Source organism: Mucilaginibacter sp. P4_C11, assembly GCF_056402115.1.
The window spans coordinates 71,855-96,150 of record NZ_JBFUIA010000015.1 but is presented as its reverse complement, the minus strand read 5'-3'; the positions used below and the strand labels follow the sequence as shown (position 1 = coordinate 96,150).

Sequence of the window (24,296 nt, the reverse complement as noted above, 5' to 3'; positions counted from 1 at the left end):
GTTCATTGGTTCATTGGTTCATTGGTTCATTGGTTCATTGGTTCATTGGTTCATTGGTTCATTGGCAAAATAGCAGATAAGTTAGGTAAATTATATTAATTGTTGACTATCGGAATTATCATCTGTTAAATTGCTTTACATAATCGGCCAGCGGCCCTAAATTCATTTGCTTCCTCAGCTTGTCGACCATTTTAGGGTATTTTAACGGGAAGGGTGCCGATTTTCCTGTTTTAGGGTCGCGCTTTATTTGGGTACCGTAAATTTGTTTTTGATTTCTGCCTACCAATACCCTGTCGGTTAGCAAAGCGTAGTTGCTTTTGTCGGCATTGTTTTTATCCACTTCTTTTTTTAGTAGTATCAGTACCCTTTCCTGGAAAGCAATATCATCATCGCAATGCTGTACTATTGCCCAAAAATGGTTGCTTGTTTCGCCAACCTGGTCGTAACCGGGGAAACCGTATTTTTTGATGATGAGCTTTGCTTTAACCTCATTGATACTATCTGTTTCGGCCCATTTTTGCTGGATAGTTTCGGCGCTGTAAGCCGATTTTTGATTTCGCTGCAGTTTTTGATCTTCTACCCGCCAAAATTGGTCGTCCTTAAACATCGAGTCAATTTTTTTAATTAATGCAGGGTTCAATTTGCTGGTTTGGGCTGATGAAGGGAGATCAAAGCATCCACAAAGTAAGAGTAGAAGGGCTAATGTTTTCATATTAACTAAAGATATAGTTAATTAAAGTTAAATTCAAAACCGATAAAAGATTATCCTCATAAGAACATAGTTATCCGATCAAAATTCAAATGTTTCTGAACCGGAATTTATGGAATTGATGAATTAGCAAAATTCTAAAAATTCCTGAATTCGATGAATTCCGGCTCAGACAAAAAATCAAAATCGGTAAAAAAATACGCTCATCATCTGCATATTTGCACATCTGAAATCTGCACATCCAATTTTCATGTTCAAAAAATATTCCTCGCTATTCCTTGTCATTGTTGTCCTGCTCTGGGGCTGTAACCCCAAGCCCGACTACCTGTATAAAGTGGTGAAAATTAAAGATGGCGACACCATAGGTTTGYTGAGCAGCGATAACCAACAAGTGACAGTAAGGCTGGCCGAAGTGGATTGCCCCGAAAAAACACAGGCCTTTGGGCAGGCGGCTAAAAAGTTTACTTCGGATTTGTGCTTTGGCAAGTATGTAAAACTGGTAGGTAACGTGCATGACCGTTATGGCCGCACCGTAGCATTGGTTATTTTGGAGGATGGCACCAATGTAAATTACCAGCTGGTAAAAAGCGGTTACGCCTGGCAGTACAAACAATATTCGCAAAGTGCCCAGCTGGCCGGGTATGAGCAGGAAGCCCGCCAAAGCAGGCTGGGCCTTTGGGCCGATGGCAACCCGACACCGCCATGGGAGTACAGGCGCGAGAAAAAAGCGGGTGCTCTGACAGCCCAACCTGACAGCCTGCAGCAAAAACCAAAAAAACATTATCGCAAGCGTAAGGCAAAGCTTGAAGAAGCATATTAAAACCTTAACTTTATAGTCGATATCCCCCTCATTTGACTGATGAAATTTATAAAAGCCTTTTTTTCCATAGCCTTTACCCTTGCCCTTATCTGGTTATTGCAAACCAAACACGGCCCGGTACCACCGGTAGGGAGGTTTTTAAGCCCCGCAGACGGTTTTTGGCAAAATGCCGAGAGCAAACATATTTTGGCTTCGCGTACATTAAATCTTCCTGGCCTTACCGGGAAGGTTATTATTAAGTACGATGAAAACCGAATCCCCCACATATTTGCTGATAACGAACATGATTTGTACTACGCCCAGGGTTATGTAACCGCTACGGAGCGCCTTTGGCAACTGGACATACAAACCCGGAGTGCCGCAGGCCGCCTTGCCGAAATTGCAGGCCCGCAGGCTTTGGAGATTGACCGCTACCACCGCCGCATGGGGATGGTTTACGGTGCCGAAAATTCTTTGAAAGAAATGATGGCCGCCAAACCCATTCGCGAAATGATTTTAGCGTATACAGATGGCATTAACGCTTACATACATCAGCTTGGGCCGCGCGAATACCCGCTGGAGTTTAAATTGCTGGACTACGCCCCTGAAGATTTTAAACCCATTAACTGCGCGTTTTTACTGAAGCTAATGTCCGAAACGCTGGCGGGCGGCTCCAACGAGTTTGCCATGAGCAATGTGCTTAAAAAGTTTGGCGCCAACGCCACTAACGATCTGTTTCCGGATTATCCGATGCGCGAAGATCCTATTATTCCCGCAGGTACCAAATGGAACTTTAAGCCGTTGTCTATCCCAAAACCATCCGGCAGTTTCTTGGCAGCTATGAATGATAGCGCCAAACGCGTAGTAAAAGAGGAAGGTATTGGCAGTAACAACTGGGCGGTTGCAGGCAGCAAAACTGCTAATGGTTACCCTATTTTGGCTAACGACCCGCATTTAAATTTAACCTATCCATCCATCTGGTTCCAGCTGCAGCTTTCGGCGCCGGGGATAAATGTGTATGGTGTAAGTTTGCCGGGCGCGCCCAGCATCATATTGGGTTTTAACAACAACATTAGCTGGGGTATTACCAACGTAGATGCCGATGTGCTTGATTGGTACCAGGTTAAATTTAAAGATGATAAAAAGAACGAGTACTGGTACAATAACCGGTGGAACAAAACCACCCGCAGGGTAGAGGTGATTAATATCCGCGGCGAAAAATCATTAATTGATACCGTTATTTACACCCATCATGGGCCGGTAGTTTACGAAGATAAAAGTAAAACCACCGCGCATACGCCCGGCTTTGTGCCCATTGGCGATGCCTTACGATGGATAGCGCACGACCAATCAAACGAGTTGATGACCATGTACATCCTGAACCACGGTAAAAATTACGATGATTACCGCAAGGCGCTTACTTATTTTAATGCTCCTGCGTCAAACTTTGTATTTGCCAGCCGCGATAAAGACATAGCTATAACCCCCAACGGTAAATTCCCGCTGAAATATAAAGACCAGGGAAAGTTTATATTGGATGGCACCGACCCGGCCGATGACTGGCACGGCTGGATTCCGTTTGATCAAAACCCAACGGTTAAAAATCCGCCCCGGGGGTTTGTAAGTTCGGCCAACCAATCATCAACAGATCAAACCTACCCGTACTATATTAACTGGCAGTTTGCCCCATACCAGCGTGGCAAGCGAATTAACGACAGGCTTAGCGTGATGCACAACGCCACTGTAGATAGTATGCGGATATTACAGACGGACGTATACAGCATCCGTGCCCAGGATATGATGCCCGTGCTGCTCAAATATCTTGATGCAACTAAACTGGATAAAACCCAAACCATAGCTTATAACACAGTAAAAAACTGGGATAAAAACTTCTCTGTAAACTCAGTAGGTGCAAGCATTTTTAACGCGTGGTGGCTTAAAATATATGATATGATATGGAGTGATGATTTTGCCGCCAAAAACCTGCGGGACAATTACCCATCAATGGACCGTACCGAAAAACTGATAGCGAAGGAACCCAACTCCAAATGGTTTGACGATACCCGCACGCCTGTTAAAGAAACCTGTACCGAGATCATCAACGCGGCATTTACCAACGTGGTTGATGATTTGGTGCACAAATATGGCCAACCCGGCCAGGCATGGGAGTGGGGGAAGGTTAAGAAAATGGAGATAGCCCACCTTACCAACCAGGAAGCCCTAAGCTCGGGCAATTTTGAATCGGGCGGAACAGGATCAACCATCAACGCCTTAAATAACGGGCACGGCCCGTCATGGCGTATGGTAGTACAAATGGGGCCCACTGTAAAAGGCTACGGTATTTTCCCTGGCGGCGAAAGCGGCAACCCCGGCAGCTTTTATTACGATGATATGCTCAAAACCTGGCAAAATGGAGAGTTGAAGGAGTTGCTGTTTATGCAATCGCCTGCCGAAAAATCGAGCCGTATTAAAACAACCCTAACCATCAGCAATCAAAAATAAGCTTATGTTATTCCTCATTATCCTCATATTATCCTTTGCAAGCGGTTTCTTTTTACCCTGGTGGGTAGTGGCCATAGCCGCTTTTTTGGCCGCGCTGTTTGCCGGCAAAACAGCCAGGCAGGCTTTTATCTCGGGCTTTGGCGCTGTGTTTATTGTTTGGGTGGTGCTGGCCCTGTTTAAAAGTATCCCTAACGATCATATCCTGGCCAAACGCATAGCCGCGCTGTTCCATTTGCCATCGTGGTGGTTAATATTGGTTATCACGGGTATCGTTGGTGGTTTGATGGCAGGGTTTGCTGCTTTATCGGGGTTGCTGGTAAAAAAGGCTTTTGAAAAGGAGGCCGATATACACGCGTAAGTTTATGGGATTAATAAATTATCTGAAGCGTAATATTAGTATATCTAAAAATTCGGCACAACAATTATTAAAAATTGCTATTGCCCATGAAGAACGTGGCGAAACGGCCGATGCTATAGCTTGTTATCATCGGGTCATTAAGGCCGACGAAAGTTGGGCGGTACCTCATTATAATCTCGGCCTGTTATACAAATATCAGTGCAATTGGCATTTATCATATGAGCATAATAAAATTGCAGTTGAACTGGATGAAGATGACAAGGCCGCGATTTGGAACCTGGGTATAGCCGCAACTGCATTGCATGATTGGGAAACCGCAAGAACATCCTGGAGTAAATTTGGTGTCAAAGTAGAAATTAACGACGAAGAACCTGATCTTGTATTAGGCGCGGTACCTATAAGATTAAACCCCGATACCGATGGCGAGGTTGTTTGGTGCAAGCGCATAGACCCGGCAAGAACAGTCATTGAAAATATTCCTTTAGGTAAATCAGGCCACAGGTTTGGTGATATGTTACTTAACGATGGCGCTGCCGTAGGGTATCGAAAGCTGGAAGATGGAACCGACGTGCCTGTATTTAATGAACTTCAGCTTTTAACTAAATCCGCATACAAAACTTTTTCGGTTAGCGCTTATATCAACACCGTGGATGACATCAATAAGCTGGGAGAGTTGTGTCGCAATTCCGGTGTTGAGATGGAAGATTGGTCGACCGTGAGGATGCTTTGTAAACAATGCAGCGAAGGCACTGCGCACACCGATCATGACCATGATTTACAAGTTGATGAGGATAGTGGGCGATACATTGGCCTTGCCGCAACAAACCACCAGACTGTACAACAAGCGCTGGCCGACTGGCGGGCTATTACTTTGTGTGAGCATTCGGCAATTGTTTTAGAATTAGAGTAGATGATGGCTTTGCAAATTTTGAACCCTTGCATGCCCGTTTAATCTCTCAAGGGCGTATCACTGACACATTTTGTAACAACGGGTTTCAACTCGTTGGATATATAAACAATAGTGTTTGAGTGCCATCGACACGGCTCATTTTAATATTCCCCGCATCTTCACGATAGGTAAACCGATTACAAATCATCTACCCAAATCACACAGGCACTAAAATTGAACCCTAAGTTTTTAAAGCATTTTTTATTATTTCCAGGATCCGTTCATTTTTTACAATCCACATGCCTAATCGCTCTTCGGTAATGCCCTCTTTTAGTTTATAAGTGTTTACCGGGTTGGTATCTTCAAAAATAGTTTCCATATACCTGAAATTAATATTTTCGATGGACGATAATTCATGGGCAACCTCAACAATATGCGTAGAAACTAAAAAGAAACAGGTTTTTACTTCTGCAAAGGCAGCAATTATAGCCAGGGAGGCATCATAGGCATCTTTAACATTTGTACCCCTGAACAACTCGTCAAAAATGACGAAGATACCTTTTGACTGATTTAATTTTTCGGCCACCTGCTTTACCCGCAAAACCTCTTTATAAAAGTGGCTATGTCCCTGTTCAACATCGTCGGCCAGGTTTATAGTTGTAATGAGTCCATTAAAGGTCGGGGTGACCATACGTTTTGCAGGTACAGGAAAGCCTATTTGGGATAAATAGATAGCAATTCCAATTGATTTAAGCAGCGATGATTTGCCCGCCATATTGGTTCCGGTAATAAAGCAAACATTCTTGTCGGCACTGAATGCTAAGTCATTACTTTTAGGACTGGCAATAAACGGGTGGAACAATCCCTGGATAGTTAACCCTCTTGCATTATTTTCATTAATCATCGGCAACGTGAAGCCAAGCTTTTTGCCGCTTAAACTAACGGATTGGTAAACATCTAACTGATAGGCAACGTGTAACAAAGCCTTCATTTTGTCGTACGCTAGTTGCCTGAATAGGCGGTCTGCCTTTGCCATATCCGTAGCGCTGCGGTTAGGTTTCTTTATCAGTTGTTTGAGCCATACAAGTTCTTCAGGCTGGAAAGTGTTTAAAATAGTGGAGCGGAATTCCTGTATTTTTTTAGGCAAATGCCCCTGTAGCGCGTCAGCGTAATTTATTAAGCTATGGAGTATTGCCAGCGTACTTTCTATGCCGGTTTGAATTATATAGTAATCATTATTGTTATTGAATGTGTGGATGATTTTTTCTAAAAACCCGGTTATAACTGAAAATGGCTTGGCATGATAATGCTTTTTGAGATAAAATTCTACAAAATCGTAATCATTTCTATTCTGGTCGATGGTAATATTGTGTTCTGCTATGTATAAAAACACCTCGATTCTTTCTCTTATCTGAACAGGATTGGTAAGCGGAGTGTTGAACATGTCATGCAGCGCTTCGCTGCCACCAATTGTATTGGTTTGGCTGAAAAGATTATATATAGATTGGCGGGAATTGTTATTTTGAAAAATTGCCAAATCATTGAGCGTTTGCCTGTCTATATCGAAATTCATAAGGGTGCCGGTAAGAAACATCAACGCCTAAAATAAGATTGTAGTTTTCCGTGCTTATATTATTTAATTGGGTAGAAATTGCGATTGGCCAAAAAACGCTGTTCATCATAAAATTTATCAAAGCGGTATCCTTCTGTTAATCCCTCATTAAAATTCATTAGCTTTGATATAACCGTTTATAAAATCAGCCAAACATGAGGATAAGAGTAATACCCACGTTACTTGCCATCTTAGTTTTTGTTTTTTTGACCGTATTTTACTCCAAAAATAACGCTCCCGTTGATGGTGTAACATCAATGGGCTTCCCTTGGCTTGTTTATTGGAAGCTTGGTGCAAAAACAGTTGATCATCAGTATCATGAATATTTTTCTGCGCCCTGTTTGATATTGGATTTAGGCATTGCCTTACTCACCATAGCGACCTGCAATGTGATGTTTCATTTGTTATATCTCCGAAAGACCTTTCTAACCACTTATAAAACCAAAAATCCATGAAATTAGTATCCTACAAAACCGAAGACCGGGAGCATTTGGGCGTTTTTGTAAACGGCCATATTTATAACCTCAACTCCTGCGATAAGCTGATACCCGATAATATGAACGAGTTTTTGTGGGGCGGCGATGAGCTGATGGATCACGCACGCAGGGTACACGCCGCAATCAGTAGCGGTAGTATGGAAGCAAAAGAAGAATTGTTTTTTGAGTTAATGGCCCCCGTGCCTCATCCATCATCATGCCGCGACGCCTACGCTTTCAGGCAGCATGTTGAGACCGCCCGCCGTAACCGGGGTGTTGCCATGATCCCGGAATTTGATCAATACCCTATATTTTATTTTACTAACCATAACGCCATACAAGGCGCCGGCGAAATTGAATGCATGCCCGATCATTTTGATAAGCTTGATTTTGAATTGGAAGTGGCGGTTGCGCTTAATAAAAAAGGCCGCAACATCAGGGCGGCAGATGCTGATAGTTTTATTGCCGGGTTCATGATCATGAACGATATGAGCGCCCGCACCCTGCAAATGGAAGAGATGCTGCTAAACCTTGGGCCCGCAAAAGGAAAAGATTTTTCGACCGTGATTGGCCCCTGGCTGGTAACGCCCGATGAACTGGAAAAATATAAGGTACCGGCTAAACAAGGCCATACGGGTAATGTTTATAACCTGGACATGAAATGTGTGGTAAACGGTAAACAAGTATCGGCAGGTAATATGGCTGATATGGAATGGACCTTTGCCGAGATCATCGAACGTTGCGCTTATGGATGCGATGTGTTGCCCGGCGATGTAATAGGATCCGGAACGGTTGGTACCGGCTGTTTCCTGGAACTTAACGGAACGGGGGGGGCAAATGATCCGTCGTATCAGCCTCAGTGGCTAAAGGATGGCGACCTGGTAGAAATGGAAGTTACCGGCCTGGGTATGCTTGGTAATATAATCACAAAGGCTAAGGACGATTTTTCGATACTAAGCCTGAAGAAGAAATAGTTCTAAGTCTAAAGTCCGAAGTCTAAAGTCTGATTTGTTTTCTCGACTTTAAACTTAAGACTTCGGACTTTAGACTTAGAACTTGAGACTATTTAAAATCTTTTAAAGCATCTTTCAAGTCTTTAACTTCTTCCGAATCGTTTTTAGCGCTTTCAAAAATGTCCTGCGAAGAATCGGTATTGCCGTAAAAGTTTTCGTCGGCATTGTTATCGATATTCAGGCCCGAGCCGTTCAGGCTGATGCCTGCAAAAAGACCACGGCTACGCGAATAGGAATAAATTTCGGCCTCCAGTTTATAGTCGGTAGTTGCCGATTTATTGCGGTTAACCGGGCCGGCTGCAGCAGATATATCGCCACCGATAGTAAAATTGCCTTTTTTGATATCGGTTAACACACTTTTATGACGGAACACCAGGATCAGATCAACAGATTGTACACCTATCTGGAAACCAACACTACCACCTGTAAGGGTAACAAAAACCGGGTCGCTCCATTTACCATCGGCAAGCTTCACCATAGCCACGCCCTTGCCGCGTTTACCGCCAATGCCCAGGCCTGCATTAATCAATTTTGGTATAATTACGATGCCTTCATATTTTTTCATCAATTCGCTCGGGATGCTTTCTTTCATCTCGGCAAAGTTCTTGAGCACGGTGGCCGAATTTTGGATCCTCTCCGTTTCTTTATCATCGGCTTTGGCCGATATCAGCACAAAAAACAGGCTTAATATTAACGGGAATTTTAACAGTTTTAACGTTTTCATGGGGTGTGTAAATTAAATGCAATGTTAGCAATTAACGTAAGCAACTCATAAAACGTGCAGTTGTTTGTGTTATTTATTAACCTTTGTATGACTTACGGGGAAATAGCGGTAAATAAAACTGTAGCTTATAAATCAATGGCGATGATGTTAAATAACTCATCGCCATTGATTTGTTTTAGCTAAAAACTAACGCAGTTGCTTTTTTTAGCGGAAAAACGATCAGGCATTTTGCTGAAATTTCGATGCTTAAAAAGCGCTCAAAGTTTCCTTTAACACAACAACCGACTCTTTTTTACTGTTAGACATAGCGAAAATATCTTTCGACGAATCGTTATTTCCATAAAAATTAGCGTTGGCCGTTTTGTCGATACCAAGGTTTGAGCCATTGATGGTAATGCCCGCAAATAAGCCCCGGCTGCGCGAGTAGGAGTATACCTCGGCTTCCAGTTTGTAATCGGTACTGGCTGTCGAGCTGCGGCCAACCGGGCCGGCTGCTGCCGAGATATCGCCACCAATGGTAAAGTCGCCGTTCTTAACTTTAGTCAGCACTCCTTTATGACGGAATACCAAAACCAGGTCAACTGATTGTACGCCTATTTGCAAACCAAAACTGCCACCGGTTAAAGTAACAAAAACGGGGTTGCTCCATTTACCGTCGGCCAGTTTTACCATAGCTATACCCTTACCACGCTTGCCGCCTATGCCCAGGCCAGCGTTAATTAGTTTGGGTATAATTACGATGCCCTCATATTGTTGAAGCAGTTGGCGCGGTATGCTTTCCTTCATTTTAGAAAAGTCTTTTAATACGTTTGAAGCGCTGTGCACACGTTCGTTTTCCTTGTCGCCGGCTTTTGCCGATATCAATACAAAGAATAGGCCAAGCATCAATGGGATAGCCAAAAATTTTAATGTTTTCATGGGGTATGGTTTTTAATGTTATTGTTGATGTATTATCAACCCATATACCCCATTGGTTGTTTTTAAATTAAATTATTTAACTGTGTTGTTATCTGCGTTCAATTTTGCATATAAAACAACAGGCCTGGGCGTTGCGCGCATGCAGGTATTCGATGTTGGGATACTGGTCAAATAACTCGTTTATCAATTCCTCCACGTCAGCATCGCCAACCAAACGGGTCACGGCCATCATCTGGTCTTTATTGTACCCAATAAGTGATAGCGGGAAGCTTTGTTTATTCGCCTTAATCTCGGGCGGGAAGCGGAATATGTCGGTATACTCTTCTACGTCTTCTGCATTCACAAATACCGGCCCGGGTTGGTTGTAAGCATTCTCAAGTTCAAAGGGCGAGTGTTTAAATAATAACCGTTTGTCAATCCCTTTGTTAAACGGTTTTAAGGAGATGCGGCAGGGGCCCAGGCCGGTTGCCGGTTGTTCAACAACGGGGTTGCCAAAATCATCGGTCATGGTTGTTTTTATTTTTTGGACGAACGCTTTGGATAGCGGCACGATTTTAAAGTTGTTCATGGCGTTTTTTTTATTTAGATCAAAGGTGGTACTAAGAGCAGCGGATTAAAACCCGGAACTTGCGGAAATTGATGTGCAAGTGTGTAGATTCCAGATGAGCAGATCATTCGTCCCATTTTGTTGGGCAGTTTAACGATTATAGATAGATAAAAACATCTGCACATCTTGAATTTGAAATCTGCCCATCCGATTCCATATCTTTGCGCCTGATGACGATGCCCGGTAAACAACAGGTTTTTTCGATAAATAGTAAAGAGCAGTTTGAGCAAACAGCTCTGCAGGTTTTTAAATACCAGGCCCAAAATTGCGCCATATACAGGCAGTTTATCGAAGGTTTAAAAATCGATTTAGTGCAGGTTGATACGGTTGAAAAAATTCCTTTTTTGCCCATTGAGTTTTTTAAATCGCATGCCATTGTTAGTTCAAATGACCCAGTTGAGGTCACCTTTACCAGTTCGGGCACTACGGGTATGATAACCAGTAGCCATCATGTAACTGATAAAACGTGGTATGAAGATAGCTTCAGGAATGCCTTCAGGTTGTTTTATGGTGATATTAAGGACTATACGGTATTAGCGCTGTTGCCTTCTTATCTGGAGCGTGAAGGCTCATCGCTTATTTATATGGTTGATGATTTGATAAAACAGTCTGATAACCCGGATAGTGGCTTTTTTTTGTATAACCACGATGAACTTTATCAACAGCTTATAAAACAACAGGAAGCTCAAAAGCCTACTTTATTAATAGGGGTTACCTTTGGGTTGCTTGACTTTATTGAGCAGTACAATATTCATTTCCCCGAATTGATTGTAATGGAAACAGGGGGAATGAAAGGCCGCCGCAAGGAGATGATCCGCGAGGAGTTGCACCAGGTTTTGTGTAAAGGGTTCGGAGTAAGTACTATACATTCCGAATACGGGATGACGGAATTGTTATCACAAGCTTACTCAAAAGGCGATGGCATTTTTGATTGCCCGCCCTGGATGCAAATCATCATCCGCGATACTAACGATCCTATCACTACGTTAAGCAATGGAAAAACAGGTGGAATTAACGTGATCGACCTGGCCAATATCAATTCCTGCTCGTTTATAGCCACCCAGGATTTGGGTAAAACCTATGCCGATGGCTCGTTTGAGGTGTTGGGTCGGTTTGATCAAAGCGATATTCGTGGGTGTAATTTGCTGATTGCTTAAAACTTATAGCCAACTTAAGTATTATTGTTATTTTTGCACGCATCATAAATGCTGAAAACATGATTGAGAAATTTTTAAACGAGGAACAAGATCCAAAAACGGTTGAGAAAGTTTATTTCCGCCTGGTCGACCTGCTTTCTTCTGGTGAAGAGATCATTTACATAGCGGTTCAGAAAAAGCCATTGGTGAATTTATTTCCGGATTGCATTGCCATAACCAATAAACGTATCTTATTTTTTACCCCGGCCAACCTGGGCCTGTCCATCAAATTTGTTGATTTTGTATGGAAGGATATTGTTGATGTATATACAAAAGAAGAAATTATTGGCGCTATATTCAGCGTAAAAACCACAAACGGCGCCGAAATGGCTGTTGATTACCTGCCTAAAGTGCAGGGCCGTAAGTTATACCAGTACGCCCAGGAACGTAAAGAAGTTGAACGCGAAGCCCGCCGCCAACGCGACCTTGAACAAAAACGCGCAGAATCTGGCGCTGTTCAGTTTGACAACGCTGCTCGTACAGCACCCACTCAGCAGGTGTTTGCTGCCCAGCCACCGGTAGCCGTGCCACAAATACCAACGCCGGCGCCAGTTGCTCCGCCCGTTCCAACTCCAGCTCCTGAGCCTGTTGTACAACAAGCTGCCGCCCCAAAACCGGATGAACTTACTGAAAAGCTAAAGAGGCTTAAAATGCTTTTTGATAATGGGCTGATATCGCAGGAAGAGTACAATGCCAAAAAGCTTGATTTGTTAAGCGATTTTTAAAAAAAAAGTAAACCTGCCTAACGCAGGTTTACTTTTTTTCCGGTAATTCTATCGGGTTGTTGTTTGTTTTGGAGTTTAAATTGTCGCCCCTGGTAATATTTATAGACGATATTTTATTAGGGTCGATATTAGCAAGGGACGGCCCTGTGTTTCTTGAACCACCGCTGACATTGCCATGTGCGCTTTTCATAAACCCTTGCGGATTTTTGTCCCTCGCTTCTTTTAGCCGGGCTAATTCTTTTGACTGTGTTTTAATGTCATCAGCGGGGGGCTGTATGGTTTGCTTGCTTTGGCTAATGTCCTCAAAACCCATAAATTTAAAAACAACTTCTTTTTTTACGTCAGCTGCCTGTACAATTAAACCGGGGAGACCATTTAGTTTCCATGGGCCGTTTTTAAACGGAATGTCGGCACAGAACCATGCTTCATAGTCGCGCCCTTTAAAATGAGCAGTAGCCTTTTGGCAATGTAGTGTGCCGATGTTCAAAGTGTCATTTTGTATCGTCCAGTTAATAACGGGCAGTGATTCCTCTGTCAAATAAAAGTTAATAATCTTTTCTTCGGTGTATAGCTTTTTTGGGGCCGTGTATTGGTAGTACTCCTCATTGCTTATCACGCCGCCTCCGGTAATAGTTAAAGAAAGATGATTAGGGTCGGCGGCCCCTTTAACCTGGTTTGCAATTTCGTTGGCCATTTTTTCTTCCTGTTGTTGCTTGGTAAGGCTTCGGTAAACACTTGCATTCCGGCCAGTTAGTAAAACCATAGTTTCTTTATAGGGCTTGGTGCGGTTAGTTGTATCCCTTATATGAGTAAACTCGTAAGTGGTTTTTGCAATTGCCAAATCCGGTGTTTGGGCCAATGCATTGTAAACTGAAAAGCATATACTTATGAGTAATACTGTAAAGGTTTTCATATCGGTTATTATAATTTGTTTCGAGGTTTTGTAAAACTAATATTTTAGTTATAGTAATTGCAAGTGTTTTTACAATTACCTGTAGTAAAAGATAAAATAATTGGTTTTTTTATTTGAGTTTGTTTGCCAGAGGGTAGGGGACCGAGTGCTAATACAGTAGGAGGCGAGATTTTAAAACCAACTATAGGGTACAGTTTTATTTAGGGATATTTAAAGTATTTAATCAGCTAAAAAAGTAATAGCTAATTTAAAAGCCGCTCATCAAAGCTAAATGTTTCTGTGTTTGTTAGTTTTACCGCTGATGCAGCCGGATGTAATGGATTTATAAGGTAGTTATATTCGGCAGGCACAATGGATGAGGGAACTTTCATTACCAGGTATTCGCGTTTTTTTAAAAACTCATCCCCCAATTGACGTAATGCCACCGGGGCAGGTATATCCCGCCAGTGTGGGGGCAACAATGCCGGGTTTAGGGTATAGATATTATCTTCGGGGATCTCAATTTCTACAAGGCAAAAATTGTCAGGTACTAATAGGGGAGGCAAATGGACCAATACTTCAAGCACCGCCAGCGCCCGTGATGAAGCCGTGTAAAGCATCGATTTACCTTCACTGTTCCAGCGGCCTCCATATAAATGGGCTCCTGTGCCTGTTAAATCACCGGCATAGTTGCAGTTGGCAATGCGGTAAACTGTCATCAGGCAAAAATACCGTGCTCAATTCGCCCCAATTCTTTAAAAACCATATCAAAACCTGCGGATGTATCCAGGATGGTAACCGGGGCTTCGCCTTTGAATATAAGTGACGGAGTTTTTATCCAGGTTTTGAATTTATCCATCGAACCAAAAACTTCCTGCCCACGGGTATAAAGGCGGGCAAGCTCAACGGCTTTTTCGGCGTATTCAGTTTTAATAATGGCATCGTCTTCGTAACGCTGTAAAGTACGTTCGCTAATGTGTAAGATAACGGCTAACTCCTGTAGAGTTAAAGATATTTTTTTTGCCAGTGAAAGTAGCGCACTTTTAGGGAAACCCTGGCGAGCGAGGTTAATGATGTCAAAATCGGAGTTGAGCGTTAATGCTTTTGTACCTCCAAGCAAGTTATAAAACGAATGCATAGTACCCATGCTGCCATAGGCTACCATAGGCTCGTGGAGCACGTTTTGCGTTTCTTTTTTTGTTTTGTACGACATATATACAAATATAATTACCATTTGTCGTATATACAAATATTAGTCAATAAAAAAGCGATGAGTTTTCGACTCATCGCTTCTTTACTTAATAGAAGACTTGTGAACTTTCAAAAACTTCGCAAGCCTGATCATGTGCTTATTCGGCCACTATCAAAAAGTAATTCTTTTTCCCTTTCTGCGCCACTATAAATTTTCCGTTTAACAGAGCATCTGCATTATAAACGTCATCGGCCGTTGCAATCTTTACCTTGTTTATTGATGCGCCACCACCAACAATCGTTTTCTTTGCTTCGCCCTTTGATGGGAAGATGGTGGTTTTAACAGCTAACAAATCGGTAATGCTGATTCCCTCGTGTAATTCAGTTAACGAAATTGCAAAGTTGGGTACACCAGCAAATAAAGCCAATACCTCGGCATCGTTTAGTTCGCTTAAAAACTCTATGCCAACATTCCCAAATAAAAACTCTGATGATTTAATCGCTTTTTCATACTCGGCTTCGCCATGCACGCGAATGGTAATATCTTTTGCCAATGCTTTTTGTAACACTCTGGTATGTGGTGCTGCATCATGCTCGGTTTCCCAGGCTTCAATCACTTCGCGATCATACAAGGTAAATATCCTGATGTAGGCCTTCGCGTCAACATCGGTAGTGTTTAACCAAAACTGGTAAAACTGGTAAGGCGATGTACGTTCCGGATCAAGCCAAACGGCGCCGCTTTCGGTTTTGCCAAATTTGGTCCCATCTGCTTTTTTTATTAATTGGGTAGTAAGTGCAAAAGCTTCGCCTGCATCTTTCCTGCGAATCAGCTCGGTGCCGGTAACAATATTGCCCCATTGGTCGCTGCCACCCATTTGTATGGTGCAATTATGGTGTTTCCATAGGTAATAAAAATCATATCCCTGCACCAACTGATAAGTAAACTCGGTGAATGACATCCCGGTATCACCTTCCAGGCGTTTCTTAACCGAATCTTTGGCCATCATGTAGTTTACGGTGATGTGCTTTCCAACATCGCGGATAAAATCGAGGAAAGTAAAATTCTTAAACCAATCGTAATTGTTCACCATTTCGGCACTGTTCATGCCGCTGTCAAAATCCAGAAAACGGGTAAGTTGCGCCTTTACAGCCTCCAGGTTATGTTGCAAAACATCTTCAGATAATAAATTGCGTTCCTGCGATTTGCCCGAAGGGTCGCCCACCATGCCGGTAGCACCGCCAACCAGCGCGAATGGTTTATGGCCCGCGCGCTGAAAGTGGATCAGGGTCATGATCTGTGTAAGGTGGCCTACGTGCAGCGAATCTGCAGTTGGGTCAAATCCTATATATCCCGAAGCCATACCTTTATTAAGCATTTCTTCGGTGCCTGGCATAATGGTATGCAGCATGCCGCGCCAGGTTAGTTCTTCAACAAAATTCATATTAAGTGTTGTTTCAAAGGTTGCAAAGATATAAAGCTAAAGCACAAAGTTACCAAAATGTAACTTTAGGAAACTTTTTGTCAACCGTTAACTACACGTAAAATCTATTTCAAATAATTACTTATTCTTTGTATCTTGAGCAAAACGGGGTATTTTGCAACTCAATGCTTATGAATTTTTTATCGCATTATTATTTCGACAGGGATACCAGCAACTGTTACCACGTATTGGGAACGGTACTGCCCGACCTGTTGAAGAATGCTGATAAACACATTATCCTGCACCCCGAAAAACTGCAACACCCTGATAGCGATGTTAATTCTATTATAGTAGGCTGGAATAAGCACCTGGCTGTCGACAGGTATTTTCACTCTTCTGACTTTTTTGCAACCCACTCGCACGAGTTAAAAAAACTCCTGCGCCCTGCTATCGAAGACTCGCCGGTAAAGCCTTTCTTTTTGGGCCACATAGCATTGGAGCTTATTATTGATAATTTGCTATTAACCACGGGCAAAGTAAAGGTTGATGAGTTTTACGATCATCTATCCGGCTGTAAAACAGAAACTATAAACGAGTTCCTGACCTTTTCCGGTCTGAAAAACACTGAAGTGTTTTTTAAATTTTACGAAAAATTTAAAGCGAGCAAATACCTGCATACCTATGCCGAAACCCACCAGATAGCCTATGCGCTTAAGCGTATTTGTATGCGGGTATGGAAAGATCCTTTTACGCCGCAGCAGGAAGAGGCGATGAATGACGTGTTAGGTATATACCGCGATTACCTGGAAGGTAACTTTATGACAATCTTTGCCGAGATAGAGGCCAAATTATAACGCATCTAACAGGTTGATGTAACGCGTTTTCAATAAAAAAGATGCCGTTGCTTTAATCGCCTGCTCAAAAAATGAATCCATCGGCTCAAAAAGGCTTAAATATCAGCAATTAACATTAAATAATTCTTTTTTTAATAAAATTATGTCCTTACCTTTGCAGTCCCAATTAACAAATTGGGAAAAGGAGATAAATTATTTAATGGCAAAAAAACAAGAAGCAGAAAAAGAATTAAAAGCGAAAGAAGCTGAACTGGGTACAGTTACCGCATCTGGCGAAAAAGAAACTATTGAATCAGAAGCTGATTCAATCTCGATCGAAGAGATCAAATCTAAAATTGCAGCTACACCAAGCGAAGATTTCGACTGGGATGCAGACGACAAAAAATTTGGTAACTACAGCGATAGCGACCGTGAAAAATTTGAGAAATTGTATGATGGAACTTTCAGCTCTATCACCAAAGGCGAAATCATCACCGGTATTGTTGTTAACGTTAACAACAAAGATGTAGTTCTGAACGTAGGATTTAAATCAGACGGTTTAGTTTCAGTTTCAGAATTCCGTGATACACCTGATCTTAAGATCGGTGATTCAGTTGACGTATTTGTAGAGTCACAAGAAGATGCTAACGGTCAGTTAGTACTTTCACGTAAACGTGCAAAAACTCAAAAATCATGGGAGCGCATTAATTCAGCACTTGATAATGATGAGATCATCACTGGTTTTGTGAAGAGCAGAACTAAAGGTGGTTTAATTGTTGATATCATGGGCGTTGAAGCCTTCTTACCAGGTTCACAAATCGATATCAAACCTATCAGGGATTACGATGTGTACGTTGGTAAAACAATGGAATTCAAAGTTGTTAAAATCAACCACGAGTTTAAAAACGTAGTGGTATCGCACAAAGTGCTGATTGAAGACGATTTGGAAAACCAAAAAACAGAAATCGTTGCCCGCCTTGAAAAAGGTCAGGTATTGGAAGGTACTGTTAAAAACATTACAGACTTTGGTGTATTTATTGACCTTGGTGGTGTTGATGGTTTATTACACATTACTGATATTTCATGGGGCCGTATTGAGCATCCGCGCGAAATTCTTGCATTGGATCAAAAAATCAACGTTGTTGTGCTTGATTTTGATGACGAGAAAAAACGTATTGCTCTGGGCTTGAAACAATTAACTCCACACCCTTGGCAGTCGCTTGACGAGAATATCGTTGTAGGCTCGAAAGTAAAAGGACGTATTGTTACTGTTGCTGATTACGGTGCATTCCTTGAAATCATCCCTGGTGTTGAAGGTTTAATCCACGTATCAGAAATGTCATGGTCACAAAATCTGCGTAACCCTCAGGAATTCCTGAAAGTTGGTGACGAGATTGAAGCACAAGTGTTAACACTTGACCGCGACGAACGCAAGATGAGCTTAGGTGTTAAACAATTAACTCCTGATCCATGGCAAAACGCTGGCGAGAAATACGCTATCGGCACAACTCACGTTGCTACAGTTAAAAACATGACCAACTTTGGTGTGTTTGTTGAACTGGAAGACGGAATTGACGGCTTAATCCACATCAGCGACTTATCATGGTCTAAAAAAGTTAACCACCCTAATGAATTCACTAAAGTTGGTGAAAAATTAAACGTGGTTGTTTTAGAGCTTGATATCGATAACCGTAAATTAAGCTTAGGCCACAAACAGCTTGAAGAAAACCCCTGGGATACTTTTGAAACCATCTTCACTATTGATTCAATACATGAAGGTACCGTGTTAAAAGTAACCGACAAAGGTGCTATCGTAGCTTTACCTTACGGTGTTGAAGGCTTTGCGCCAACCAAACACCTGGTTAAAGAAGATGGCAAAAGCGTTAAAGCTGAAGAAGCTGCTGAATTCAAAATCATTGAATTTAACAAAGAAAACAAACGTATCGTAATTTCACACTCACGTATATGGGAAGAAGCTCGCGCTGACGCTCGTGTTCAGGAATTTGAAAACCGCAAAAAAGAAGCAAAATCTGCAAGCAACGCGGTTAAAAAAGTGAAAGAATCAGTTGAAAAATCAACTTTAGGCGACCTTAGCGTATTAGCTCAGTTAAAAGAGCAAATGGAAGGTGCTGAAAGCAAAGCCCGTAAAGCTGCGCCAGCCCCTGCTGCTAAAAAAGAATCTGAAGGCGAAGAAGCATAAGCTTTTAAACTAAGCAATTCTTAAGCCCTTCCGATTATTCGGAAGGGCTTTTTTTATAACCTTAAATACCAATGAAGGATACAAAACAAACCAGTAAGCTCATTAGCTACTGGCTCAGGCATCACCCTGAAGATGGCAACCTCAGCATAGACGATTTTGGCTGGGCGTCGGTTGATGAGCTGATTAAAGCACTCGCCACAAAGGGCCACGTTTTTACCCATGCCGAAATTGTGGAACTAAGCAAATCATTTGATAAAGTGAGGTGGGAATTTAGTGACGATGGCAGTAAGATAAGGGCTACGCACGGCCATTCCATCGAAGTGATTTTGGATGAAAAGGCTGTTAAGCCGCCTGCTTTGCTTTATCATGGTACATCGTCAAATAAGTTTGACGCTATCAGCGAAAATGGCTTGCTTGCTATGCAGCGACAGTTTGTACATTTATCAACAGATAGGGAAGTAGCGGTGTCGGTTGGAAAAAGGCACGGCAAGCCCTTGCTTATAGAAATTGATGCTGCAGCCTTATCGGCCGACGGGTGGGTGTTTTATCAAACAAGCGAGAACGTTTGGCTAACTACCAATATCCCGGTTAAATATCTTAAAATTGAACAAAAGTAGTTTAAACCATGGCCGGAGAAACCAACCTCGACAACCTATTGAGAAATATGACTCCCTTATTGAATGAGGGGGATTATGTTTATTGTACTGTTACCGATATTGATACTATTGATATCAAAAACGTTTTGGGTATTTTTAAAGAAGAGGAAGCCGTTACAGTTATCCTTAAAAAGGAAATTGCCGACCAACTGGGTTTAAAATACGAATACATTGCCGCCTGGATTACGTTAACTATCCATTCTTCCTTAGAAGCCACCGGCCTTACCGCCGCTTTCTCTGCCGCTTTGGCCAAAGAAGGAATTAGCTGTAACGTAGTTGCCGCCTATTATCACGACCATATTTTTGTAGCTAAAAAGGATGCAGAACGGGCAATGGAGGCCTTGAAGCAATTGGCAAAGCAATAAAACAAAGGATACTACTATCCGCGACATCTGAATTAAAAAATGACGTGATAGGCTTTGTCATGAGTAGAAACAAAGCAATGGCCAATCTATTGCAGCAACATCCACTTCCAAAACACATCACTCAAAACTCAAAACTATTTACTATTTTTGCCCAAATCCACCCATACGATGCAAAATCTAACGCTGCTCGACGGACAGAAATTTCAGATCACCATACAACGTTTGTGCCGCCAGTTAATTGAAAATCATAACGATTTTTCGGGCTCTGTATTGATTGGTATTCAGCCAAGGGGCATTTATCTGGCCCGCCGGGTTGCCGAAGAGCTCCGCAAGATCCTCCCCGAAAGTAAAATTATGCAGGGCGACCTGGATATCACCTTTTACCGCGACGATTTCCGCCGCCAGGGATCGCCATTGGTGCCCAATCAAACTAAAATTGATTTTATTATCGAAGGCAAAAAAGTGATCATGATGGACGATGTACTGTGGACAGGCCGTACCATCCGTGCAGCCATGGACGCCATGCAAGCATTTGGTAGGCCCGAGAAGGTAGAACTGCTGGCATTGGTTGACAGGCGATATTCAAGACATATACCGGTAGCGGCAGATTACGTAGGAATTGAAGTAGATTCTATTGCGAGTCAAAAGGTGGTGGTAAGCTGGAAAGATACCGATGGCGAGGATAAGATTGTGCTGGTATCGGAAGCACAATAGGTATTTCGGATTTAGGATGTTCGATTTCGGATTTAAGGGAGCAGAGATTTTTGATTTGTATGCATGGATAAAATAGAACTAAAACGAAGGACAAGTAAATTTTCTATCGATGTTATCAAGTTTATAGAAGGACTTCCCCGAAATCGTTCGTTGGATATTTTATCAAACCAACTGATAAGATGCGCTACATCTGTTGGGGCAAATTACAGGTCGGCATGCAGAGGGAAATCAACAGCTGATTTTATAAATAAGATAGTTATAGTTGAAGAAGAGGCAGACGAGTCTATCTACTGGTTAGAATTAATGGAAGAATCAGCGCTTATAGATCCAAACAGTATAACAGCATTAAAGAAAGAAGCTAATGAACTCACAGCAATATTTACCGCAATTGGTAAAACTGCAAAAGAGAAACAGCGGATTAATAAATTAGAAATCAAAAAATAAATTCTGAAATCAGAGAATGAGAAATCGGACAATCAAAAATAAAAAAATCCGAAATCGAACATCCGAAATCCGAAATCAAAAATCATGGCAGGACTAAGCACAAGGCACTTATTAGGCATAAAAGATTTAAACCGGGCAGATATTGAGTTGATATTTGAAACCGCCGATACCTTTAAATCCGTTTTAAACCGACCGATAAAGAAAGTGCCTTCTTTACGCGATGTAACCATTGCCAATATATTTTTTGAAAACTCCACTCGTACCCGTTTGTCGTTTGAACTGGCAGAGAAGCGCCTTTCGGCAGATGTGGTGAACTTCGCGGCATCATCTTCGTCGGTAAGTAAGGGCGAAACGCTAATTGATACCGTGAATAACATCCTGGCCATGAAGGTGGATATGGTGGTAATGCGGCATCCTTATGCAGGTGCAGGCATCTTCTTGTCTAAACACGTAAAAGCCCAGATAGTAAACGCAGGCGATGGCGCACATGAGCACCCTACGCAGGCGTTGCTGGATGCATTTTCTATCCGCGAAAAATATGGCGACGTAGCCGGCAAAAAGGTGGTAATTGTGGGCGATATTTTGCACTCAAGGGTTGCCCTATCAAACATCCTTTGCCTTAAGCAATTGGGTGCCGAGGTTATGGTGTGCGGGCCCACAACGCTGATCCCTAAATATATTGGCTCATTAGGTGTTAAAGTGGAGCATAACCTGATCAAAGCCCTTAACTGGTGCGATGTAGCCAACATGCTGCGCATTCAGCTGGAGCGCCAGGATATTAAATATTTTCCATCTTTAAGGGAATATACCATGCTTTTCGGACTCAATAAAACGATACTTGATTCGTTAGATAAAGAGATCACGGTAATGCACCCTGGCCCGATCAATCGCGGGGTGGAAATTACAAGTGATGTAGCCGATAGCAAACAATCTATTATATTAGACCAGGTAGAGAATGGTGTGGCCGTGAGGATGGCCGTGCTGTATTTGCTGGCCGGACAAACGCCATAAAAATGTCATGAAAAAAGCTATTGTATTTGTAAAAAATAGTGCTTTTGAATTGATAATGGCTTTTGTTAACGTCGCTTTTTTGGCCAGCATGTTCATCAGGTATACAAGGTTGCAGGAAAATGTCATTTTCAGTGCCGTTTTTGTACTCTGGATTATAGCTGGGATACGGCACCGAAAACGTCGGGCTTTTGATCTTAAGGGAAAATGCCTCACACTCGATGATGTCGACAATATAAAATTTGTAAAGAAGTGGCAGGAAACCCGTAAAAAAGGTCCTTGGGGTTATTGTCTCAAAGACGGAGCTGCAATTTGCGGATCGATATTGTTCCTGATATTAAGCTTGCTGGCATTTCTGCTGGTGTTCAACTTTGTGGGATGGGTGGAGGAAAGCCCTGCAATCATGTTCCAATTTATTGGTTTTACTTATATTTTGGCTACTGTTATTTCCGTTATCATATACAGGATAGCTTGGCCAAAAAAAGAGCGCAGGTTTAACAGGTTAACAGATCCGTTAAATCATGAGTCCTCATTAAAGACACTCCAGGAACCCGACTAAAAATTCGCAGATGAAATCCAAATCGCTTCATTGTTTAATTATATTCATCGTATTTTCGATGATTTCGTCTACCGCATCTGCCCAAAGCATCCAGCAACGCAAAACCGATTCGGTATTCGCTTTGGTAAAGCACTACTTTAATGCCAAACAGGCCGATTCCATATATGCCCTTGCTGGCGATAGCTTCAAAGCGCAGCTAAGCCGCACGGCTTTTGGGAATGTGAGCGAGAAACAGCTTTTTCCGCTGGGCGAGATCAGGGGATCATCGTTGGTCAGTTTTGTAAATAATAAGGTAGCTACCTATAAAGTGATCTTCAACAGCGTTACGTTACAATTGCTGATAGGCCTTGACCAGGCTAACAAGATTGATATTTTGCTTTTTCAGCCATTTAAAGAGGCTACAGCCCACAGGATAGAACGGGCTGCAACGTCGAACAAAATGCTTACCATTATAGATAACGCGGTAGCAGAGTCTGTTTCCCCTTACATTGAGCAGGCTAATACCGCCGGCCTCAGTATTGGTGTTTTAAAAGATAATAACATTAGCACTTACGGGTATGGCGAAACAGCCAAAGGCAAAAGTAACCTGCCCGACGCCAACACCATCTTCGAGATTGGTTCTATCACCAAAACTTTTACATCGGTTATTTTGGCCTACTATGTAAATGAAGGCAAGTTAAAACTGAGCGACCCCATCACCAAATACCTGCCCGATTCTGTGGCGGCCAATCCCAATTTAAAGGGTATTACACTGCTTACTTTAAGCAACCACACTTCTGGCCTGGAACGGATGCCCGATAATTTGCCAGCCAACACTGATCCTCTTAATCCCTATAAGCTATACAATAAAAAGTTCCTGTTCGCTTATCTAAAAACCTGTAAGCTAAACAGTGTGCCGGGCGAACAGTATGCGTATTCCAATTTGGCAGTGGGCTTGTTAGGAACCATACTTGCGCAGGTAAGCGGTAAAACTTACAATCAGCTGGTGGCCGATGTGATTTGCAAACCATTAAAAATGGAGAGTACAGCACAGTATTTAACAGCTGCGTTGCAGGCCCGTGAAGCTATTGTTTATAACGGCGAGGGTAATGTAACGCCTTTATGGGAATTTGACGCTTTGGCACCCTGTGGAGCTTTACATTCGTCGGTTAACGACTTGCTGACCTATGTTAAAGCCAATATGGATCCGCCCGACGATAAATTGGGCAGGGCTATGGAGTTAACCCATCAGTTAACTTTTAAAAAGGACGCTAAACTGGGCCTGGCCTGGCATATTATCACCGTTAACGGTATAGAGTACATTTTTCATAACGGTGGTACGTTTGGCAGCAGTTCGTTTTTAGCTTTTAACCGCGAGAAGAATCTTGCTGTAGTGGTGCTATCAAACTGCGGTGAAACAGTAGATATGGTCGGGATAAATATTTTGAAGAAGTTGCAGTAAGCGCCTTTCTACGGCAATATTCAAACATAAAACATAATACAAAA

General features: G+C 42.4%; 26 protein-coding genes. 17 read left to right on the top strand and 9 right to left on the bottom strand.

Annotated elements, in window-relative coordinates:
• Positions 1-118 precede the first annotated feature (118 nt).
• Entirely contained in the window at positions 119-640 is a 522-nt protein-coding gene (locus tag AC1DU2_RS15460; protein ID WP_477385204.1) for a DUF6624 domain-containing protein, read from the bottom strand.
• A gap of 319 nt (positions 641-959) precedes the next feature.
• Between AC1DU2_RS15460 and AC1DU2_RS15455 the strand changes: the two genes are divergently transcribed.
• Genes AC1DU2_RS15455 through AC1DU2_RS15440 form a run of 4 tightly spaced genes read left to right on the top strand, consistent with a single transcriptional unit; the run spans position 960 to position 5,278 of the window.
• On the top strand, positions 960-1,529 hold the full coding sequence (locus AC1DU2_RS15455; protein ID WP_477385203.1) for a thermonuclease family protein: 570 nt from the start codon (positions 960-962) through the stop codon (positions 1,527-1,529).
• Between the two features lie 39 nt (positions 1,530-1,568).
• The gene (locus AC1DU2_RS15450; RefSeq protein WP_477385202.1) at positions 1,569-4,010 is read left to right on the top strand and encodes a penicillin acylase family protein; all 2,442 of its coding nucleotides are present in this window, start codon (positions 1,569-1,571) and stop codon (positions 4,008-4,010) included.
• A gap of 4 nt (positions 4,011-4,014) precedes the next feature.
• Positions 4,015-4,368 carry a hypothetical protein gene (locus tag AC1DU2_RS15445; protein WP_477385201.1) on the top strand — a complete coding sequence of 118 codons (354 nt, stop codon included), beginning with the start codon at positions 4,015-4,017 and terminating at the stop codon, positions 4,366-4,368.
• Between the two features lie 4 nt (positions 4,369-4,372).
• Entirely contained in the window at positions 4,373-5,278 is a 906-nt protein-coding gene (locus AC1DU2_RS15440; RefSeq protein WP_477385200.1) for a tetratricopeptide repeat protein, read from the top strand.
• A 220-nt stretch (positions 5,279-5,498) separates the two neighbouring features.
• Here AC1DU2_RS15440 and AC1DU2_RS15435 read toward each other — a convergent pair whose 3' ends face one another.
• Positions 5,499-6,830, bottom strand: coding sequence for a MutS-related protein (locus AC1DU2_RS15435; RefSeq protein ID WP_477385199.1), 1,332 nt, complete (start codon positions 6,828-6,830; stop codon positions 5,499-5,501).
• Positions 6,831-7,024: 194 nt separating this feature from the next.
• On the opposite strand from AC1DU2_RS15435, the gene AC1DU2_RS15430 reads away from it, so the two are divergent.
• Both AC1DU2_RS15430 and AC1DU2_RS15425 read left to right on the top strand, forming a co-directional pair.
• Positions 7,025-7,324: a hypothetical protein gene (locus tag AC1DU2_RS15430; RefSeq protein WP_477385198.1), complete on the top strand. Its 300-nt coding sequence runs from the start codon at positions 7,025-7,027 to the stop codon at positions 7,322-7,324.
• The gene (locus tag AC1DU2_RS15425; protein WP_477385197.1) at positions 7,321-8,319 is read left to right on the top strand and encodes a fumarylacetoacetate hydrolase family protein; all 999 of its coding nucleotides are present in this window, start codon (positions 7,321-7,323) and stop codon (positions 8,317-8,319) included. The genes AC1DU2_RS15430 and AC1DU2_RS15425 overlap by 4 nt, the downstream gene beginning before the upstream one ends.
• An 88-nt stretch (positions 8,320-8,407) precedes the next feature.
• On the opposite strand, the gene AC1DU2_RS15420 is transcribed toward AC1DU2_RS15425, so the two are convergent.
• The 3 genes from AC1DU2_RS15420 to AC1DU2_RS15410 all read right to left on the bottom strand — a co-directional run bounded on the left by AC1DU2_RS15420 (position 8,408) and on the right by AC1DU2_RS15410 (position 10,568).
• Positions 8,408-9,082 carry a lipid-binding SYLF domain-containing protein gene (locus AC1DU2_RS15420; protein WP_477367577.1) on the bottom strand — a complete coding sequence of 225 codons (675 nt, stop codon included), beginning with the start codon at positions 9,080-9,082 and terminating at the stop codon, positions 8,408-8,410.
• A gap of 246 nt (positions 9,083-9,328) precedes the next feature.
• A complete protein-coding gene (locus tag AC1DU2_RS15415) occupies positions 9,329-10,000 on the bottom strand; it encodes a lipid-binding SYLF domain-containing protein (RefSeq protein WP_477385196.1) in 672 nt (223 codons plus the stop codon).
• An 88-nt stretch (positions 10,001-10,088) separates the two neighbouring features.
• On the bottom strand, positions 10,089-10,568 hold the full coding sequence (locus AC1DU2_RS15410) for a DUF1203 domain-containing protein (protein WP_477385195.1): 480 nt from the start codon (positions 10,566-10,568) through the stop codon (positions 10,089-10,091).
• Between the two features lie 209 nt (positions 10,569-10,777).
• Between AC1DU2_RS15410 and AC1DU2_RS15405 the strand changes: the two genes are divergently transcribed.
• Both AC1DU2_RS15405 and AC1DU2_RS15400 read left to right on the top strand, forming a co-directional pair.
• On the top strand, positions 10,778-11,764 hold the full coding sequence (locus tag AC1DU2_RS15405; RefSeq protein ID WP_477385194.1) for a LuxE/PaaK family acyltransferase: 987 nt from the start codon (positions 10,778-10,780) through the stop codon (positions 11,762-11,764).
• A gap of 59 nt (positions 11,765-11,823) precedes the next feature.
• A complete protein-coding gene (locus AC1DU2_RS15400) occupies positions 11,824-12,528 on the top strand; it encodes a PH domain-containing protein (RefSeq protein WP_477385193.1) in 705 nt (234 codons plus the stop codon).
• A 28-nt stretch (positions 12,529-12,556) separates the two neighbouring features.
• Here AC1DU2_RS15400 and AC1DU2_RS15395 read toward each other — a convergent pair whose 3' ends face one another.
• The 4 genes from AC1DU2_RS15395 to tyrS all read right to left on the bottom strand — a co-directional run bounded on the left by AC1DU2_RS15395 (position 12,557) and on the right by tyrS (position 16,053).
• Positions 12,557-13,441: a GLPGLI family protein gene (locus AC1DU2_RS15395; RefSeq protein WP_477385192.1), complete on the bottom strand. Its 885-nt coding sequence runs from the start codon at positions 13,439-13,441 to the stop codon at positions 12,557-12,559.
• A 242-nt stretch (positions 13,442-13,683) separates the two neighbouring features.
• Complete coding sequence (locus AC1DU2_RS15390) at positions 13,684-14,139, bottom strand: RES family NAD+ phosphorylase (RefSeq protein WP_477385191.1); 456 nt, start codon at positions 14,137-14,139, stop codon at positions 13,684-13,686.
• A complete protein-coding gene (gene parS, locus AC1DU2_RS15385; RefSeq protein ID WP_477367599.1) occupies positions 14,139-14,633 on the bottom strand; it encodes a type II RES/Xre toxin-antitoxin system antitoxin in 495 nt (164 codons plus the stop codon). Before parS ends, AC1DU2_RS15390 begins: the two co-directional genes overlap by 1 nt.
• A gap of 136 nt (positions 14,634-14,769) precedes the next feature.
• Positions 14,770-16,053: a tyrosine--tRNA ligase gene (tyrS, locus tag AC1DU2_RS15380; RefSeq protein ID WP_477385190.1), complete on the bottom strand. Its 1,284-nt coding sequence runs from the start codon at positions 16,051-16,053 to the stop codon at positions 14,770-14,772.
• 170 nt (positions 16,054-16,223) lie between these two features.
• On the opposite strand from tyrS, the gene AC1DU2_RS15375 reads away from it, so the two are divergent.
• The 9 genes from AC1DU2_RS15375 to AC1DU2_RS15335 all read left to right on the top strand — a co-directional run bounded on the left by AC1DU2_RS15375 (position 16,224) and on the right by AC1DU2_RS15335 (position 24,252).
• Positions 16,224-16,886, top strand: a complete 663-nt coding sequence (locus AC1DU2_RS15375) for an ACP phosphodiesterase (RefSeq protein WP_477385189.1) — start codon at positions 16,224-16,226, stop codon at positions 16,884-16,886.
• 199 nt (positions 16,887-17,085) lie between these two features.
• On the top strand, positions 17,086-19,065 hold the full coding sequence (gene rpsA / locus AC1DU2_RS15370) for a 30S ribosomal protein S1 (RefSeq protein WP_477367608.1): 1,980 nt from the start codon (positions 17,086-17,088) through the stop codon (positions 19,063-19,065).
• 71 nt (positions 19,066-19,136) lie between these two features.
• Positions 19,137-19,682 (top strand): RNA 2'-phosphotransferase, encoded by a 546-nt coding sequence (locus AC1DU2_RS15365; protein WP_477385188.1) that lies wholly within the window; start codon positions 19,137-19,139, stop codon positions 19,680-19,682.
• 8 nt (positions 19,683-19,690) lie between these two features.
• A complete protein-coding gene (locus tag AC1DU2_RS15360) occupies positions 19,691-20,086 on the top strand; it encodes an ACT domain-containing protein (protein WP_477385187.1) in 396 nt (131 codons plus the stop codon).
• A 168-nt stretch (positions 20,087-20,254) separates the two neighbouring features.
• Positions 20,255-20,800, top strand: coding sequence for a bifunctional pyr operon transcriptional regulator/uracil phosphoribosyltransferase PyrR (gene pyrR, locus AC1DU2_RS15355; protein ID WP_477385186.1), 546 nt, complete (start codon positions 20,255-20,257; stop codon positions 20,798-20,800).
• Between the two features lie 63 nt (positions 20,801-20,863).
• Positions 20,864-21,244, top strand: a complete 381-nt coding sequence (locus AC1DU2_RS15350) for a four helix bundle protein (RefSeq protein WP_477385185.1) — start codon at positions 20,864-20,866, stop codon at positions 21,242-21,244.
• An 84-nt stretch (positions 21,245-21,328) separates the two neighbouring features.
• Entirely contained in the window at positions 21,329-22,255 is a 927-nt protein-coding gene (locus AC1DU2_RS15345) for an aspartate carbamoyltransferase catalytic subunit (protein WP_090467170.1), read from the top strand.
• A gap of 7 nt (positions 22,256-22,262) precedes the next feature.
• Positions 22,263-22,811, top strand: coding sequence for a hypothetical protein (locus tag AC1DU2_RS15340; protein ID WP_477385184.1), 549 nt, complete (start codon positions 22,263-22,265; stop codon positions 22,809-22,811).
• A 10-nt stretch (positions 22,812-22,821) separates the two neighbouring features.
• Complete coding sequence (locus AC1DU2_RS15335; protein ID WP_477385183.1) at positions 22,822-24,252, top strand: serine hydrolase domain-containing protein; 1,431 nt, start codon at positions 22,822-22,824, stop codon at positions 24,250-24,252.
• Positions 24,253-24,296 lie beyond the last annotated feature (44 nt).

What these genes read in the sequence shown, in the direction of transcription:
- AC1DU2_RS15450 (WP_477385202.1), top strand. Translation starts at nt 1,569, where the DNA reads ATGAAATTTATAAAAGCCTTTTTTTCCATAGCCTTTACCCTTGCCCTT.
- AC1DU2_RS15445 (WP_477385201.1), top strand. Translation starts at nt 4,015, where the DNA reads ATGTTATTCCTCATTATCCTCATATTATCCTTTGCAAGCGGTTTCTTT.
- AC1DU2_RS15440 (WP_477385200.1), top strand. Translation starts at nt 4,373, where the DNA reads ATGGGATTAATAAATTATCTGAAGCGTAATATTAGTATATCTAAAAAT.
- AC1DU2_RS15435 (WP_477385199.1), bottom strand. Translation starts at nt 6,830, where the DNA reads ATGAATTTCGATATAGACAGGCAAACGCTCAATGATTTGGCAATTTTT.
- AC1DU2_RS15430 (WP_477385198.1), top strand. Translation starts at nt 7,025, where the DNA reads ATGAGGATAAGAGTAATACCCACGTTACTTGCCATCTTAGTTTTTGTT.
- AC1DU2_RS15425 (WP_477385197.1), top strand. Translation starts at nt 7,321, where the DNA reads ATGAAATTAGTATCCTACAAAACCGAAGACCGGGAGCATTTGGGCGTT.
- AC1DU2_RS15420 (WP_477367577.1), bottom strand. Translation starts at nt 9,082, where the DNA reads ATGAAAACGTTAAAACTGTTAAAATTCCCGTTAATATTAAGCCTGTTT.
- AC1DU2_RS15415 (WP_477385196.1), bottom strand. Translation starts at nt 10,000, where the DNA reads ATGAAAACATTAAAATTTTTGGCTATCCCATTGATGCTTGGCCTATTC.
- AC1DU2_RS15410 (WP_477385195.1), bottom strand. Translation starts at nt 10,568, where the DNA reads ATGAACAACTTTAAAATCGTGCCGCTATCCAAAGCGTTCGTCCAAAAA.
- AC1DU2_RS15405 (WP_477385194.1), top strand. Translation starts at nt 10,778, where the DNA reads ATGACGATGCCCGGTAAACAACAGGTTTTTTCGATAAATAGTAAAGAG.
- AC1DU2_RS15400 (WP_477385193.1), top strand. Translation starts at nt 11,824, where the DNA reads ATGATTGAGAAATTTTTAAACGAGGAACAAGATCCAAAAACGGTTGAG.
- AC1DU2_RS15395 (WP_477385192.1), bottom strand. Translation starts at nt 13,441, where the DNA reads ATGAAAACCTTTACAGTATTACTCATAAGTATATGCTTTTCAGTTTAC.
- AC1DU2_RS15390 (WP_477385191.1), bottom strand. Translation starts at nt 14,139, where the DNA reads ATGACAGTTTACCGCATTGCCAACTGCAACTATGCCGGTGATTTAACA.
- parS (WP_477367599.1), bottom strand. Translation starts at nt 14,633, where the DNA reads ATGTCGTACAAAACAAAAAAAGAAACGCAAAACGTGCTCCACGAGCCT.
- tyrS (WP_477385190.1), bottom strand. Translation starts at nt 16,053, where the DNA reads ATGAATTTTGTTGAAGAACTAACCTGGCGCGGCATGCTGCATACCATT.
- AC1DU2_RS15375 (WP_477385189.1), top strand. Translation starts at nt 16,224, where the DNA reads ATGAATTTTTTATCGCATTATTATTTCGACAGGGATACCAGCAACTGT.
- rpsA (WP_477367608.1), top strand. Translation starts at nt 17,086, where the DNA reads ATGGCAAAAAAACAAGAAGCAGAAAAAGAATTAAAAGCGAAAGAAGCT.
- AC1DU2_RS15365 (WP_477385188.1), top strand. Translation starts at nt 19,137, where the DNA reads ATGAAGGATACAAAACAAACCAGTAAGCTCATTAGCTACTGGCTCAGG.
- AC1DU2_RS15360 (WP_477385187.1), top strand. Translation starts at nt 19,691, where the DNA reads ATGGCCGGAGAAACCAACCTCGACAACCTATTGAGAAATATGACTCCC.
- pyrR (WP_477385186.1), top strand. Translation starts at nt 20,255, where the DNA reads ATGCAAAATCTAACGCTGCTCGACGGACAGAAATTTCAGATCACCATA.
- AC1DU2_RS15350 (WP_477385185.1), top strand. Translation starts at nt 20,864, where the DNA reads ATGGATAAAATAGAACTAAAACGAAGGACAAGTAAATTTTCTATCGAT.
- AC1DU2_RS15345 (WP_090467170.1), top strand. Translation starts at nt 21,329, where the DNA reads ATGGCAGGACTAAGCACAAGGCACTTATTAGGCATAAAAGATTTAAAC.
- AC1DU2_RS15340 (WP_477385184.1), top strand. Translation starts at nt 22,263, where the DNA reads ATGAAAAAAGCTATTGTATTTGTAAAAAATAGTGCTTTTGAATTGATA.
- AC1DU2_RS15335 (WP_477385183.1), top strand. Translation starts at nt 22,822, where the DNA reads ATGAAATCCAAATCGCTTCATTGTTTAATTATATTCATCGTATTTTCG.